Consider the following 14625-nt stretch of genomic DNA (forward strand, 5'->3'; position numbering starts at 1 on the left):
CCTTATCGGGCAATAGACTGCCGGATGGCGATGCTGACGCGCCGCCTTATCCGACCGGGGCGGCGTGATTGCTCAGGCCCGGTAAGCGCACGCCACCGGGCAATAAACCTTTACTTCGCCAGACGCGCTTCGATGGCGTCCATCAACATCCCGGTGATAGAGATCGGGTATTCCGCTTCAATTTCACGCACGCAGGTTGGGCTGGTCACGTTAATTTCCGTTAAGCGGTCGCCGATAATATCCAGACCGACGAAAATAAGCCCTTTGGCTTTAAGCGTTGGTCCAACGCGGCGGGCGATTTCCCAGTCGCTTTCGCTCAACGGACGGGGTTCGCCGCGACCACCAGCCGCCAGGTTGCCGCGGGTTTCGCCGCCCTGCGGAATACGCGCCAGGCAGTAAGGCACCGGCTCGCCGTCGACGACCAGTACGCGCTTATCGCCATCTTTGATCGCGGGCAGATAGTTCTGCGCCATGCAGTAGCGGTTGCCCAGCTCGGTCAGCGTTTCGGCAATAACGCCTATGTTAGGATCGCCTTCCTTAACGCGGAAAATGGACGCGCCGCCCATACCGTCCAGCGGTTTCATAATGATATCGCCGTGTTTTTCCCAAAACGCTTTGAGCTGCGCTTTATTGCGCGTTACCAGCGTTTCCGGGGTCAGGTCGGCAAACCAGGCAGTATACAGTTTTTCATTACAGTCGCGCAGGCTTTGCGGTTTGTTGACGATCAGCGTCCCTTCTTCTTCAGCGCGTTCCAGAATATAGGTCGCATAAATAAACTCGGTATCAAACGGCGGATCTTTGCGCATCAAAATGACGTCCAGATCGGCGAGTTTAATCTCCTGCTCGCTGCCGAACTCGTACCATTTATCGTAATTTTGCTCCACGCTCAACGTTCGCGTGCGGGCGCGGGCTTCGCCGTTAATCAGATAAAGGTCGGCCATCTCCATATAATGAAGTTCATAACCACGACGTTGGGCTTCCAGCAGCATAGCGAAACTGGTGTCTTTCTTGATGTTGATGTGTGCGATGGGGTCCATCACGATGCCGAGCTTGATCATTATTTTCTCCGTTAACGCTTCATCCTAAGTCGCCAAAACGCACCTGTAGCGCGGTAATGGCGGTGAGCGCGGTTGTCTCAGTACGCAGAACGCGAGGTCCTAACAGAATATCAGTAAACTGATAGCGCGCGGTCATCGCGATTTCGTCCGCCGACAGCCCGCCTTCCGGGCCGATCAGCAGTCGGACGCGTTCAACCGGCAGCGGCAGAGTGTTGATGCTGGCATGGGCGCGCGGATGAAGATTGAGCTTCAGCCCGGAATCTTGCTCGGCGCACCAGGCTTCCAGCGCCATCGGCGGGCGAATTTCCGGCACCCGGTTACGCCCGCATTGTTCGCAGGCGGCGATGGCGATCTTCTGCCACTGCTGGCGCTTTTTGTTCAGACGTTCATTATCCAGTTTAACGCCGCAGCGCTCAGAGAACAGTGGCGTAATGAGGCTTACACCCAGTTCGATCGATTTCTGGATAGTAAATTCCATTTTTTCACCGCGCGACATCACCTGGCCCAGATGGATATGCAGCGGCGATTCACGATCGTCGATTTCGCCTTTCATCACTTGCACTTCAACGCTTTTCTTACTGGCGCTAATGATTTCAGCATCGAATACCTGATTACTGCCGTCAAACAGCTGTAACGCTTGTCCCGGTCCCATGCGCAGTACACGACCAATATGGTTGGCCGCATCTTCGCATAACGAAATCTGCGTACCGGACGTCAACAATTCAGGGTGATAAATGCGGGGAATACGCATAATAAAAAAATCCGCGTCATGGCCCCGGCGTTTGGCTATCCAGGGCATGGGTTAACAAGAATCCCGCTAGTGTAGGTTAGCTCTTTCGCGCCTGGCAAGCGCGTTGCACATAGGGATTATGATTACCCTGGACCTTCGCGATACGCGCATCGCGCTCGCACTCCCAGGCGGTAACGGGGTACTGCTTATCCCAGACGTTAAAAAGCTGCGTTTGTTGGCGGGAAAGTTTCAGTTGGTATTGGTCGCGCATATAAAAATAAGTGCGGGCGATTGCGCCACGGGCGCGGGCGGGCGGCTCGGCGAGCTTCGCTTTGAAATCCACTTTCATGGCGCACTGCCCGTACTGACCTTCGCCGCCGTTCCACTGGCTATACATAAAGTTGCCGCGATCGCCATTCACTTCGCCAATCGCGGGTTGCAGGTTATGCATATCGCTTTCCATTTTGCGGTAGACCGGGTCTTTAGCGCAGCTTTTTCGTCCGCCGTCCTGCCAGCACTGGCGCTGATGACCGAATTGCCAGGCGGGGACAACGTGCTCCCACTCAATGCGTCTGGCGCGATTCTCGTTTTTACGCACCTTATAGCCGCAGGACTCCAGGTCTACGACGCCTTTTTTACCCTGCCAGCGGATTTGGCACCCGCAGTAAAAGCTGCCGGGCGCGTCAGCATTGACTTTGACGCTCGCCGCTTTGGCCTGAGAAAAATTGTTAATGCCATCGGCCAGGGCCTGGCCTGAAAACGCTGCGGCCAGCAACGCAGCGGCAAAAGAAAAATTACGGTACATTGCACACTCCATAGCAAAACGAGCCCGCAACGTAACGAAAGTTGTGTCTGTATGCAATCAGTCCGCTCAGGAAAGTTCCCGGACGTTTCGGGAACTACCCGGCGACCAGTGGTTCACCGCAGTGAACGCAACGATAAACCGCTTCGCCGCGTACTACGCGGTTATGACGGCGGACGGTGAGTTGATGTTGCTGGCATTGGCAATGGTAGGGAAAGGTGTTGCGCCGTACGGATTGCAGCGCAAATTGATGAGTACGTCTGGCCGGAACGCCCAGCACGCTTTCCATCATCCACTTCCATTCCTTGCCATGCGGAGCCTTGCGTCCGAAGTGCTTCCACACCAACAGATGCGCCAGTTCATGCGGCACGACCTCTGCTATAAAGGTGTCGATGTTTTCCAGCAGTAACACCGGGTTGAGGCGGATTTCGTAGCTCTCCAGCCAGGCGGTGCCCGCCGAGGTGCCGCGTTGCGTATACACCAGTTTCGGCTCCGGATAATGTCTATCGAGCTTGAGGTTCGCCTGGGCGAGATTTTCCCGCAGACGGCGCATCACGGCCTGCTGGATAGCGATAGGGAGACGAGGGGTTTTCATAGCGGCAGAGAATAGTGCGACGGAAGAGGGACTGCAAGAAAAACGCTTCCTCCTGTGGCAGGAGGAAGCGTGGAGGGATTAGTCGTGGGCGCCGATTTCGCGCAGTTTACGACCTTTCATCAGGTTACGTTCAATGTGTTCCAGCGAAACGTGTTTGGTTTCCGGCACCAGCCACAGGGTCAGCAGGATAAACAGTACGTTCAGGCCCGCGTAGACCCAGAAGGTGTTGGCGTTACCCAGATTGTTCAGCATGGTCAGGAACGTTGCGCCGACGATCATATTGGCAATCCAGTTGGTCGCGGTGGAGCAGGTGATGCCGAAATCGCGGCCTTTCAGCGGCTGGATTTCGGAGCACAGTACCCAAATCAGCGGACCAGCGCTCATCGCAAATCCAATGATGAACATCAGCAGCATAGCGATAGCGAAGTATTGCGCAGACGGCGAATGGATGCCGATGTGCATCATCGTACCCAGAATCCCCATACCAATCGCCATGACCAGGAAGCCCAGCGTCAGGGTCGGCTTGCGGCCCCAGCGGTCAACCAGGCCGATAGCGATGAAGGTTGCCAGCACGTTAGTCAGACCAACAATAACGGTGCCCCACATCTGCTCCGTGGTATTCGTGTACCCCGCCAGTTCGAAGATTTTCGGCGCGTAATACATGATGACGTTCATCCCGGTAAATTGCTGCATGACCTGCAACAAAATGCCAAGAAACACGGCGCGGCGGAAGTTGCTGTTCTCTTTGAACAGCGCCCAACCGCTCTGTTTAACCTGCAAACTTTCGCGAATTTCATCGAGCTCACGTTTTGCTTCCGCACTGGTGTCACGCAGGCGCAACAGGACGCGTTCAGCATCATGGAAACGGCGTTTCGCCGCAAACCAGCGCGGGCTGTCCGGCAGGAAGAAGACGCCGATCAGCAGCAGAATGGCCGGGATGATGATCACGCCGAGCATCCAGCGCCATGCGCCGCTGTAGCTGAACGCGGTATCGGACAGATAAGCGCCCAGAATCCCGATGGTGATCATGAGCTGGTACATTGAGATCATACTGCCGCGAATTTTTTCCGGCGCGATCTCGGACAGGTACAACGGTGCAGTGTAGGAAGCGACGCCGACGGCCAGACCCAGCAGCACGCGAGAAATAATCAGGACTTCAACGTTAGGCGCCGCAGCGGAGAACAGCGAACCGGCGACGAACAGGATAGCGCCGATCATCAGGCTTTTTTTACGACCCAGCTTAAAGGAGAGCCAGCCGCTGCCGACAGCGCCGACGGCCGCGCCAAACATCATGGAGCTGACCACCCATTCCTGAGTGTGTGCGGTAATCTGAAACTCGTCGGTAATGAAGGGTAAAGCACCGGCGATAACGCCGATATCCAGGCCAAAAAGTAATCCTGCCAGGGCTGCAAGAAAGCAGACAAAAAATGTCATGGCCTTGTTGGAACGCCCTTGTTTTTTATTGTCAGGCATTATGCCCTCCGGTTGGGTTAGCAATTTTATCGATGTTAAGAGTAGGTGAGTACGCCGTAAAAAGATGTGAGGCTAATCACAATGGTGTAATCGTTTACACTACTATTTATCTCGGTGATTATTTAATTATCTGAAAAATAATAGTTTTAATAATCTTATAACCATATCAATCGCCTGGTATTCAGACAAAGTTGAAAAATTATGTAATATTTTCATCGCAGAATTAGCATACCGATAGTGATGTAGTCAGTTCTTAATGAAAATGAATGTAACCGCTTTCATGATGACTGAAACTGAATGATAAAAAGTGTAGTCGAAGAAACGAAAGGGGAGAGTGGATTGTGCTGCGCATCACAAAAAGGTCAGTATAAATTCACGCTGGAATATCTGATAACGTTGCGTGTATCAGCAATGATAAAGGCCAGCAGAGCGCTGGCCTTGATAAGTACGGTATGGTTTCCCTGACTGAAAAACAGCGTCAGGCGCGGGCGATTATTTCAGACCGGCAGCATCGCGCAGCAGTTGCGCTTTGTCGGTTTTTTCCCATGGGAAGTTTTCGCGACCGAAGTGGCCGTAAGCCGCAGTTTCTTTGTAGATCGGGTGCAGCAGATCCAGCATCTGAATCAAGCCGTACGGGCGCAGGTCGAAGAATTCGCGCACCAGCAGAATCAACTGTTCAGCAGGCACTTTTTCAGTACCGAACGTTTCCACCATGATGGACGTCGGCTCCGCTACGCCGATAGCGTAGGAGACCTGGATTTCACAGCGATCCGCCAGACCTGCCGCCACGATGTTTTTCGCGACATAACGCGCAGCGTAAGCTGCAGAACGGTCAACTTTAGACGGATCTTTACCGGAGAAGGCGCCGCCGCCGTGACGCGCCATACCGCCGTAGGTATCAACGATGATCTTACGACCGGTCAGACCGCAATCGCCCATCGGGCCGCCGATAACAAAACGCCCGGTTGGGTTGATAAAAAACTTAGTGGACGTATTTAACCATTCAGACGGCAGAATGGGTTTGATGATCTCTTCCATCACCGCTTCTTGCAGCGATTTTTGGTCGATATCTTCTGCGTGCTGCGTAGAGAGAACCACGGCGTCGATACCGACGATTTTGCCGTCGTCATACTGGAAAGTGACCTGGCTTTTTGCATCCGGACGCAACCATGGCAGGGTGCCATTTTTACGCACTTCAGCCTGACGCTGTACCAGACGGTGCGCGTAGGTGATTGGCGCAGGCATCAGTACGTCGGTTTCATTTGTCGCGTAGCCAAACATCAGGCCCTGGTCGCCCGCGCCTTGTTCCAGCGGGTCTGCGCGGTCAACGCCCTGGTTGATATCCGGAGACTGTTTGCCAATTGCGCTCAGTACCGCGCAAGAGTTGGCGTCAAAGCCCATGTCGGAATGCACATAGCCAATTTCGCGCACCGTATTACGGGTAATCTCTTCGATATCGACCCAGGCGCTGGTGGTGATCTCACCGCCAACTAAAACCATGCCGGTTTTAACGTAGGTTTCACAGGCGACGCGTGCTTTCGGATCCTGTTGCAGGATAGCGTCCAACACGGCATCAGAGATTTGGTCTGCGATTTTGTCAGGATGCCCTTCTGATACGGACTCAGACGTAAAAAGGTGTTTTGCCATATTTAATTTCACCTAAGGAGAATTTAGTTAGCTCAAACTGTTGTGCGGAATAGTCATGACAGAAGATTCTACCATGAGTCTGAAGGTTACTGACACTGGCAGTCTGAGTGTTAATCAGTATGGATGGATTAACATCTGGACGGCTATTTTAGGTCACTTCTTCGCCCAATTTCCAGCTTTTTTTGAAGGCCGTCGCAATGTCGGTCAAAATCAGGCGGTAAACGTTTCTGATAATGCTGACATTATGCGCATTTATGCTTTGCTTTTTTTCTGCGTTCTGGGTATAAAACGCGACGCGCGGCTCATACAAAAGCACACGACGTTTTCTTCGTGTCGCCACTTCCAGCCGGGTTAAAACGTTGCTTTGGCTTGTGGGTTCGTCTTACGAGGCGGCCGTGGAGGTGATACGAGATAATGAACCGTTGTATTCTGCTGAATCTGTCGCATCGTTCTGGTGCGCGCATGTCCCCCGCAATCTGCATCTCTGCTTTGCATACCTGCCGATGTTATACCCATCTCGGCGCTTCTCAGGATTCCAGAGCCGGCAATGGCGCTGAAGACTGAACAAGGGCGCTCTTGTTAACGCAAGAGTTTTCTCGTGGTTTCGCCGAACCGTTATCTGTGAGTTCGGTTACGTGTTTACAATGATATGAAAAAGAAACCGGTCGCGCAGGCGGAGCATCAGCGCTATCTGCTGGAAAATCCGCTTGTCTATGGGTTGTTATCGCGTCTTCGGATTGCGATAGTAGTCAACTGTTTTACACTTGCTAATAAAAATTGAGGTTCGCTATGTCTGACGACATGTCTATGGGTTCGCCTTCGTCAGCAGGCGAACAGGGTGTACTACGCTCCATGCAGGAGGTTGCAATGAGCTCCCAGGAAGCCAGCAAGATGCTGCGCACTTACAATATTGCCTGGTGGGGCAATAACTACTACGACGTCAACGAGCTGGGCCATATTAGCGTATGCCCCGATCCCGACGTACCGGAAGCGCGTGTCGATCTTGCCAAACTGGTGAAAGCGCGCGAAGCGCAAGGTCAGCGTCTGCCGGCGCTGTTCTGCTTCCCGCAGATCCTGCAACACCGTTTGCGTTCAATTAACGCGGCGTTTAAGCGTGCGCGTGAATCTTACGGTTATAACGGCGACTACTTCCTCGTTTATCCGATTAAGGTCAATCAGCATCGCCGCGTGATCGAGTCCCTTATCCATTCCGGTGAACCGTTGGGGCTGGAAGCGGGGTCAAAAGCGGAATTGATGGCGGTGCTGGCGCATGCCGGCATGACCCGTAGCGTGATCGTCTGTAATGGTTATAAAGACCGTGAATACATTCGGCTGGCGCTGATTGGCGAGAAGATGGGCCATAAGGTTTATCTGGTCATCGAAAAGATGTCTGAAATCGCGATTGTGCTGGAGGAGGCCGAGCGCCTGAATGTGGTTCCTCGCCTGGGCGTGCGTGCGCGTCTGGCCTCTCAGGGGTCCGGTAAGTGGCAATCCTCCGGCGGCGAAAAATCAAAATTCGGCCTGGCGGCGACCCAGGTGCTGCAACTGGTGGAGACCCTGCGTGACGCCGGGCGTCTGGACAGTCTGCAACTGTTGCACTTCCACCTGGGATCGCAGATGGCGAACATTCGCGATATCGCGACCGGCGTGCGCGAGTCCGCGCGTTTCTATGTTGAGCTGCATAAGCTGGGCGTTAATATCCAGTGCTTCGACGTGGGCGGCGGTCTGGGCGTGGATTATGAAGGTACCCGCTCGCAGTCCGACTGTTCGGTGAACTATGGCCTGAACGAATATGCCAATAACATCATCTGGGCGATTGGCGATGCCTGCGAAGAGCATGGTTTACCGCATCCGACGGTGATTACCGAGTCTGGCCGCGCCGTCACTGCGCACCATACGGTACTGGTCTCTAACATTATCGGCGTGGAGCGTAACGAATACACGGATCCGACAGCCCCTGCTGAAGATGCGCCGCGCGCGCTACAAAATCTGTGGGAAACCTGGCAGGAGATGCATAAGCCTGGCACTCGCCGCTCGTTGCGTGAGTGGCTGCATGATAGCCAAATGGATCTGCACGATATTCATATCGGCTACTCTTCCGGCGCGTTTAGTTTGCAGGAGCGCGCCTGGGCGGAGCAACTTTATCTCAGCATGTGCCATGAAGTGCAGAAGCAACTGGACCCGCAAAACCGTGCGCATCGCCCGATTATCGACGAACTGCAAGAGCGGATGGCGGACAAAATGTACGTCAACTTCTCGCTGTTCCAGTCAATGCCGGACGCGTGGGGAATCGATCAGCTCTTCCCGGTACTGCCGCTGGAAGGGTTAGATCAGGTACCGGAACGTCGTGCCGTGCTGCTGGATATAACCTGTGATTCCGATGGCGCTATCGACCACTATATCGATGGCGACGGTATCGCCACGACGATGCCGATGCCAGAATACGATCCAGAGAATCCGCCGATGCTCGGCTTCTTTATGGTCGGCGCCTATCAGGAGATCCTCGGTAACATGCACAACCTGTTTGGCGATACTGAAGCGGTTGACGTGTTTGTCTTCCCGGATGGTAGCGTCGAGGTTGAGCTGTCGGACGAAGGCGATACCGTTGCGGATATGCTGCAATATGTGCAACTGGATCCAAAAACGCTGTTAACGCATTTCCGCGACCAGGTAAAACAGACGGATCTGGACGATGCGTTGCAGCAGCAGTTCCTTGAGGAATTTGAAGCGGGACTGTACGGTTATACTTATCTTGAAGATGAGTAATTAAGAGTATTCCGCTTGTGGGTCGATTTAATTATTTAAGTCGACCCTTTTATATTTTATAAATTCTTAATTATCAGCGGTGCCGCTTCTCTATGTGATTTTATGGGCCTACAATCCCCCTAATAATTAAAAAGGGGTATGAGTATGAGCAAATTTAAATTTAATGCCGTCATTGTTGGCTTGTTTTTGCTGTTAGGCGGTTGTTCCAGCGGAATGCAATCTAATAATGGCTCTTCATCCGACGTCGGCACCGCCTGGGGCGGCGACGTGCATTCATCGGTACAAAGCGTTTCGGTAGAACGTGCCGATCGAGAACCTGCCGAAATGGTGATAATAAATTACTCCACTCAATATCCGTCAGGTTACGATAAAGTTTATAGTATACGTATCAGCGATCTTGAATATGCTGTGCGCGACGCTAATTTTAATTCGATTCCAATTACTCGTCGCTACAACGAATCAATGGGACAATGGGAATATAGTATTCCTGCAAGATCAGGGATGAACTATCAGTTATATATTCGTAATTACAGTCATGATACCAATTACGAAATCGTCGCAACGGTTGATGGCCTGGACGTGTTGAACGGAAAAGCAGGCTCGCTGAATCATCATGGCTATATTGTTAACGCCGGCGACTCACTGGCGATTAAAGGGTTTCGCAAAGATAAACACACTGAGGCGGCATTCCAGTTCGCCGACGTAGCTGACGCTTATGCGGCCCACTCCGCGCAGGGCGATGTACGCAACATCGGCGTCATCGGCTTTGCCGCCTTTGCATTGCAGGGTAAAGCAACAAATACGCTACCGCCTTGTTCCTCGCAGGCTTTCCCGGCGGACAATAACGGGTATGCGCCGCCGCCCTGCCGCAAATAAACCCGGCATCAAACGTCAAATATGCGTTATGGGAATCAGCGCCTTTCCTGCCGAGTCTGGTGGGGAAGGACTGTGTGACGCGCATAGCCGTAGGTTGTGGGAAAGAAACGACCACTCTCTGACAGGGAAATTGTTTACCATAAACATTAGGATTTGTTTACACTACCCTCAAGTGGAGCAATTGCTGTCTACATAGGTATGTGCATGGAACAAATTTTAACCAAGCGGCGCTATTTTGATATAGGGCTGCAAATAGAAGAACTACTCTATTCAGGGGTATTTAAAGCTGGCGAGCGACTTCCGGCGGAGAGAGAACTCAGCGAGCGTTTTCAAACCAGCCGCACGACGATTCGTGAGGCGATTATTATGCTTGAGCTGAAGGGAGTGGTAGAGGTTAAGCAAGGCGCAGGCACTTACTTTATTGATAGTCTGGAAAAAATCAATCAAAAAGCGCTCTTGCCTTACTCAGACATTGGCCCCTTTGAATTGCTACAGGCCCGGCAGGTTATCGAAAGTAACATCACCGGTTTTGCCGCTACGCAAATAAGATTTAATGAGCTTAAGCAGCTTAAACGTATTATTGAGCAGCAGGAAAAGCAGATTGGCGGCGACAGCGACAAATTTGAAGAACTGGATCGTCAGTTCCACAATATCATCGCGGAATCCACGCAAAATCGTGTATTAATGAAACAATCTGCCGAGCTGTGGCGGGCTGTCAGGACCGAAAATCCGCGCTGGAAGCAGTTAAACTATAAGTATTTACATAAGAAAGAGTTAAGAATGAAATGGGTGGAAGATCACCGTAGTATCTTCCTTGCATTGCAAAAACGCGATGCTGAGCAGGCCAGACAGGCCTCGTGGACCCATCTTGAAAACAGTAAAAATGAGCTGGTAAAAATCTTCCAACAGGATGATTCGCTGGAAGATTTTGATGATTTTTTCTTCGCCACCTGACGGCTATTTTCAGGCGGATGACATTTTTGTCAGCGATTAACCGGGCCTGCCGCCAAAAACAAACCCGGAGAGAGGGAATCAGGCTTCGTAAACGCTCAGCTTATCCCAGTCAAACTCTACGCCAATGCCGTAGGTGTCCGGTGCCACGGCGCGATAATTGTCGACCACCAGCGGATGTTTGGTATATTGATCGATCGGGAAACTGTGAACCTCCAGTCAGCCAGTCTCGAATGCGGAAACCAGTCTGACGTGTAATTCCTGCATACCGAGCGAGCATACCAAACGACCGCTATTCGTCGACAGACGCGCCGCCTTCAACCAGCCATTTTCCACAGCGGCAGTTTTTCACGTTTGCCTTTCAAATCCCAAAGGGCGATATCCACTGCAGACATCGCAAACGACGCGATGCCTCCGCAACCCATATAGTGAATATGCTATTCCATAAAGTCATAGATATCGTCAATCGCAGCGCCTCTTTCCCTGACAGTACCGGGGCAAGATCGTGGTCGATCATCGCTTTAATTGCATACCCTCCCTTTCCGCCGGTATAGGTATATCCGGTGCCAGTTGAACCGTCTTCCAGCGTAATCGTCGTGGTTACCAGTTCGAAATGGCTATTATGCCATGTTTCGCGTCAACTAAGACCTCGGCCAGAGGGGCTTTGAAAGCTTTGTTTCAACGTGCCTAATCCGCGTCTTCATCAATTTTTTCCTGTTTTAAATCAATGGATTAATTTGCCAATTACGTCTAAAGGCGGCTCACTCCTCATCGCTTTAGCAGCGACCCGGATGATCAAAACCGTAACTGATGTTCTTAGGTTAATGTTGATGCTGATAATAAATTGAGTTCATTAATTCACTAGACAAATTATCAGGTTTGGTTTGCTGTATTTCGGGTAATTATTGAACCAATCATGCGTGACATATACGCTTGCAGCGGGCGTATTATTCAATAAGATATTGTTTTTCATGGGGTTTAATGATTACGGGTTGTATGGGTGGTATGCCAATTCGTGGCCGATTTTTCTAATCAAAATCACGCTTTTGTGAATCGTAAAATTTATCCTGAGAAGTGATTTTTGTAACTAATTGATAAATAAATTATTTTTATTCATTGGCTATTAGTCAGCATACCATGGTAAAGAATCTGGTGCCATGAGTGTGATCATATTCACGGATTTTGGTATGGTGTTTAAGCAGAATTGGTAAACAAAACAGGAGTGGGAAAAATTCATGGACACCATAGCTCGCCAGTTAGACGCCGCAAGGCACCAATTCAAAACGACTTATTCACGTCAGGGAATGGAAGCCAACATCGTACATATTGGATTTGGCGCCTTTCACCGTGGTCATCAGGCTGTTTATAACGATCTCACGAATGAGATAACCGGCAACCGCTGGGGGATTTTTGAACTGAATCTGTTCGGCGATGCGGAGCTGGTGGATGCGCTAAATGCGCAACAGGGGCTGTTTTCAGTGGTGGAAACGTCAGCCAGCGCCATCAATAGTCGCCTGGTTCGTACCATCACCGGCGCGTTGCATACGCCGAAGTCAGGTATTCAGGCGGCGATCGAGAAGCTGACTGAGCCGCAGGTAAAAATTGTTTCGTTGACGATAACGGAAAAAGGTTACTGCACCGATCCACGGTCCAGAACGCTCGATCTCAGCCATCCGCTCATCAAACACGATCTTGCCGATCCTGAACATCCCCGGTCAGCACTCGGACTGATCGTCGAAGCGCTACGGATACGCCGCCAGCAAGGGCTTCCCCCGTTTAGTGTACTGTCGTGCGATAACATTCCGGAAAACGGTCATTTGACCAAAACGGCGATCGTTACGTTTGCCGATAATCTCGATCCGCAACTGGCGGCCTGGATAGCGAAGCATGTCACCTTTCCTGGCACCATGGTCGATCGCATCGTGCCGGCAATGACGCCAGAGCAATTTGACATGATTAAAGACCAGATCGGTTTTGCCGATCCCTGCGGCATCGTATGCGAGGATTTCCGTCAGTGGGTTATCGAAGATAATTTCGTTGCCGGTCGTCCTGACTGGGATAAAGCAGGGGCGATGTTCGTCTCGGACGTGCTTCCCTATGAAGAAATGAAACTTCGTATGCTGAATGGCAGCCATTCGTTTCTCGCCTATAACGGCAGCCTGGCTGGATATGAGTTTATCTATCAGTGCATGGAAGACGACGCTTTTAAAACCGCCGTACATCATTTAATGACGGAAGAGCAGGCAAAATCGCTGCGCCCGAATTTGGCGGTAGATGTACATCAATATGCGCAGTTGCTCATTGATCGATTCAGCAACCCGAATATTAAACATAAGACCGGACAGATTGCGATGGACGGTTCTCAGAAGCTGCCTCAGCGGGCCGTCGATCCTTATCTGACGCTCCAGGCGCGCGGCGTTAAGGGCAGGGCGTTGGCGACGCTGATTGCGGGCTGGCTCCATTACGTCATTAATACCCTCTCTCAGGGGCAGAGTGTGGCCGACCCGCTCAATGATACCTTCAATGCGGCTATTAAAAATAAAAACACGCGATGGGAACAAGCGCTGTCTTTGCTGCAGATAAATAGCATCTTTGGAACGCTGGCCGGCGACAACGCAGACTTTTTAAACGACATTCAGCAGGCCTTTAACCATATTGAGTTACATGGCGTCACGGCCACCATTCACCGTTTATCTTCAAAGGGTTAAGTATGAAAACGCTTATCTGTAATAATCCGGGAAATATCGAATACATTGAAAGAGATATTCCTCATTTAAAAGACGATGAAGTACTGTTAAAAATTAAAGCGGTTGGTATTTGCGGCACCGATATCCATGCGTTTGCCGGTCGCCAGCCCTTTTTTGCCTATCCGCGCGTGCTGGGTCATGAAATTTGCGGCGTGGCAGAAATGTTGGGTAAATCGTGCAGCACGGCGAAGGTCGGCCAACGCTATAGCGTTATTCCCTGTATTCCTTGCGGCGCTTGCGCAGCCTGCCGGGAAGGAAAAACCAACTGCTGTGAGAACGTCTCGCTGTATGGCGTTCACCAGGACGGCGGCTTTAGCGAATATCTGGCCGTTCGTGAACAAAATCTGGTTGAACTGTCGGATAACCTCACCGACAGCGCGGGCGCGCTGGTTGAGTGTTTCGCCATCAGCGCCCATGCAGTACGCCGCGCTGACGTGAAGCCGCAGCAAAACATTGTGGTGGTCGGCGCCGGGCCGATTGGGCTGGCCGCCGCCGCGATAGCAAAAGCCAAAGGCGCTCGCGTCGCGGTAGCTGATATTGACGCCGAACGCCGTCGTCTGGTCGCCGAAAAGGTAGGCGTTGCAACGCTCGATCCGTCGTCAGACGACTATATTGATGCGCTGAAAGCCTGTTTCTCCGGTGAATTAGCCGGCACTGTGCTTGATGCCACCGGCAATAAATCCTCCATGAGCCGCGCTGTCGATCTGATTCGTCACGGCGGAAAAATCGTCTTCATCGGGCTGTATATCGGCGAGCTCGTCATTGACGATCCGACCTTCCATAAAAAAGAGACCACGCTATTGAGCAGCCGTAACGCGACGCGGGAAGACTTCGAATGTGTCATTGAGCTAATGGCTCAGGGCGCTATTAGCGAAACAATGATGAAAAACCAGGAATTCGATTTCTATACGTTCGGCAACCAGTACCAGAAGAACGTGGTAGAAAACAAAAAATTGGTTAAAGGCGTTATCAAATTTTAA

14 protein-coding genes and 1 pseudogene are annotated in these 14625 nt (G+C 51.6%); 8 read left to right on the top strand and 7 right to left on the bottom strand.

Features of this window, described 5'->3' with window-relative positions; all coding sequences use genetic code 11:
• Nucleotides 1–110: 110 nt before the first annotated feature.
• From gshB to metK, 6 genes are all read right to left on the bottom strand, one after another.
• Nucleotides 111–1058, bottom strand: coding sequence for a glutathione synthase (gshB, locus tag J4613_RS13265; RefSeq protein WP_000593248.1), 948 nt, complete (start codon nucleotides 1056–1058; stop codon nucleotides 111–113).
• 19 nt (nucleotides 1059–1077) lie between these two features.
• Nucleotides 1078–1809: a 16S rRNA (uracil(1498)-N(3))-methyltransferase gene (rsmE, locus tag J4613_RS13270; RefSeq protein WP_001222488.1), complete on the bottom strand. Its 732-nt coding sequence runs from the start codon at nucleotides 1807–1809 to the stop codon at nucleotides 1078–1080.
• A 76-nt stretch (nucleotides 1810–1885) separates the two neighbouring features.
• Nucleotides 1886–2593: a deoxyribonuclease I gene (gene endA, locus J4613_RS13275; RefSeq protein ID WP_111742240.1), complete on the bottom strand. Its 708-nt coding sequence runs from the start codon at nucleotides 2591–2593 to the stop codon at nucleotides 1886–1888.
• 94 nt (nucleotides 2594–2687) lie between these two features.
• Nucleotides 2688–3185, bottom strand: coding sequence for a SprT family zinc-dependent metalloprotease (locus J4613_RS13280; RefSeq protein ID WP_000856775.1), 498 nt, complete (start codon nucleotides 3183–3185; stop codon nucleotides 2688–2690).
• 78 nt (nucleotides 3186–3263) lie between these two features.
• A complete protein-coding gene (galP, locus tag J4613_RS13285; protein WP_001113171.1) occupies nucleotides 3264–4658 on the bottom strand; it encodes a galactose/proton symporter in 1395 nt (464 codons plus the stop codon).
• Nucleotides 4659–5150: 492 nt separating this feature from the next.
• Nucleotides 5151–6305, bottom strand: coding sequence for a methionine adenosyltransferase (gene metK, locus J4613_RS13290; RefSeq protein WP_001062140.1), 1155 nt, complete (start codon nucleotides 6303–6305; stop codon nucleotides 5151–5153).
• Between the two features lie 55 nt (nucleotides 6306–6360).
• On the opposite strand from metK, the gene J4613_RS13295 reads away from it, so the two are divergent.
• The 6 genes from J4613_RS13295 (at nucleotide 6361) to J4613_RS13320 (ending at nucleotide 10901) form a co-directional block, all read left to right on the top strand.
• Complete coding sequence (locus tag J4613_RS13295; protein WP_001543499.1) at nucleotides 6361–6660, top strand: hypothetical protein; 300 nt, start codon at nucleotides 6361–6363, stop codon at nucleotides 6658–6660.
• Between the two features lie 59 nt (nucleotides 6661–6719).
• Nucleotides 6720–6869 carry a hypothetical protein gene (locus J4613_RS22825; RefSeq protein ID WP_001751809.1) on the top strand — a complete coding sequence of 50 codons (150 nt, stop codon included), beginning with the start codon at nucleotides 6720–6722 and terminating at the stop codon, nucleotides 6867–6869.
• A gap of 85 nt (nucleotides 6870–6954) precedes the next feature.
• Nucleotides 6955–7086, top strand: coding sequence for an acid stress response protein YqgB (gene yqgB / locus J4613_RS13305; protein WP_000729109.1), 132 nt, complete (start codon nucleotides 6955–6957; stop codon nucleotides 7084–7086).
• Nucleotides 7087–7094: 8 nt separating this feature from the next.
• The gene (speA, locus tag J4613_RS13310; RefSeq protein ID WP_001278580.1) at nucleotides 7095–9071 is read left to right on the top strand and encodes a biosynthetic arginine decarboxylase; all 1977 of its coding nucleotides are present in this window, start codon (nucleotides 7095–7097) and stop codon (nucleotides 9069–9071) included.
• Between the two features lie 144 nt (nucleotides 9072–9215).
• Nucleotides 9216–9947 (top strand): hypothetical protein, encoded by a 732-nt coding sequence (locus J4613_RS13315; protein ID WP_020437848.1) that lies wholly within the window; start codon nucleotides 9216–9218, stop codon nucleotides 9945–9947.
• 153 nt (nucleotides 9948–10100) lie between these two features.
• A complete protein-coding gene (locus tag J4613_RS13320) occupies nucleotides 10101–10901 on the top strand; it encodes a FadR/GntR family transcriptional regulator (protein WP_001576357.1) in 801 nt (266 codons plus the stop codon).
• A 317-nt stretch (nucleotides 10902–11218) separates the two neighbouring features.
• On the opposite strand, the pseudogene J4613_RS22875 reads toward J4613_RS13320, so the two are convergent.
• Nucleotides 11219–11314 (bottom strand): annotated as a pseudogene (locus J4613_RS22875) (hypothetical protein); the annotation flags it as partial.
• Nucleotides 11315–12133: 819 nt separating this feature from the next.
• Here J4613_RS22875 and J4613_RS13330 point away from each other — a divergent pair.
• The gene (locus tag J4613_RS13330; RefSeq protein ID WP_000379523.1) at nucleotides 12134–13606 is read left to right on the top strand and encodes a mannitol dehydrogenase family protein; all 1473 of its coding nucleotides are present in this window, start codon (nucleotides 12134–12136) and stop codon (nucleotides 13604–13606) included.
• Between the two features lie 2 nt (nucleotides 13607–13608).
• Nucleotides 13609–14625 carry a zinc-binding alcohol dehydrogenase family protein gene (locus tag J4613_RS13335; protein ID WP_000853913.1) on the top strand — a complete coding sequence of 339 codons (1017 nt, stop codon included), beginning with the start codon at nucleotides 13609–13611 and terminating at the stop codon, nucleotides 14623–14625.

The organism is Salmonella sp. 32020114201800008SM (assembly GCF_017572025.1).
GTDB classification, from domain to species: domain Bacteria; phylum Pseudomonadota; class Gammaproteobacteria; order Enterobacterales; family Enterobacteriaceae; genus Salmonella; species Salmonella enterica.

Coding starts and splice junctions, on each gene's coding strand:
- gshB (WP_000593248.1), bottom strand. CDS start 1,058: ATGATCAAGCTCGGCATCGTGATGGACCCCATCGCACACATCAACATC.
- rsmE (WP_001222488.1), bottom strand. CDS start 1,809: ATGCGTATTCCCCGCATTTATCACCCTGAATTGTTGACGTCCGGTACG.
- endA (WP_111742240.1), bottom strand. CDS start 2,593: ATGTACCGTAATTTTTCTTTTGCCGCTGCGTTGCTGGCCGCAGCGTTT.
- J4613_RS13280 (WP_000856775.1), bottom strand. CDS start 3,185: ATGAAAACCCCTCGTCTCCCTATCGCTATCCAGCAGGCCGTGATGCGC.
- galP (WP_001113171.1), bottom strand. CDS start 4,658: ATGCCTGACAATAAAAAACAAGGGCGTTCCAACAAGGCCATGACATTT.
- metK (WP_001062140.1), bottom strand. CDS start 6,305: ATGGCAAAACACCTTTTTACGTCTGAGTCCGTATCAGAAGGGCATCCT.
- J4613_RS13295 (WP_001543499.1), top strand. CDS start 6,361: ATGACAGAAGATTCTACCATGAGTCTGAAGGTTACTGACACTGGCAGT.
- J4613_RS22825 (WP_001751809.1), top strand. CDS start 6,720: ATGAACCGTTGTATTCTGCTGAATCTGTCGCATCGTTCTGGTGCGCGC.
- yqgB (WP_000729109.1), top strand. CDS start 6,955: ATGAAAAAGAAACCGGTCGCGCAGGCGGAGCATCAGCGCTATCTGCTG.
- speA (WP_001278580.1), top strand. CDS start 7,095: ATGTCTGACGACATGTCTATGGGTTCGCCTTCGTCAGCAGGCGAACAG.
- J4613_RS13315 (WP_020437848.1), top strand. CDS start 9,216: ATGAGCAAATTTAAATTTAATGCCGTCATTGTTGGCTTGTTTTTGCTG.
- J4613_RS13330 (WP_000379523.1), top strand. CDS start 12,134: ATGGACACCATAGCTCGCCAGTTAGACGCCGCAAGGCACCAATTCAAA.
- J4613_RS13335 (WP_000853913.1), top strand. CDS start 13,609: ATGAAAACGCTTATCTGTAATAATCCGGGAAATATCGAATACATTGAA.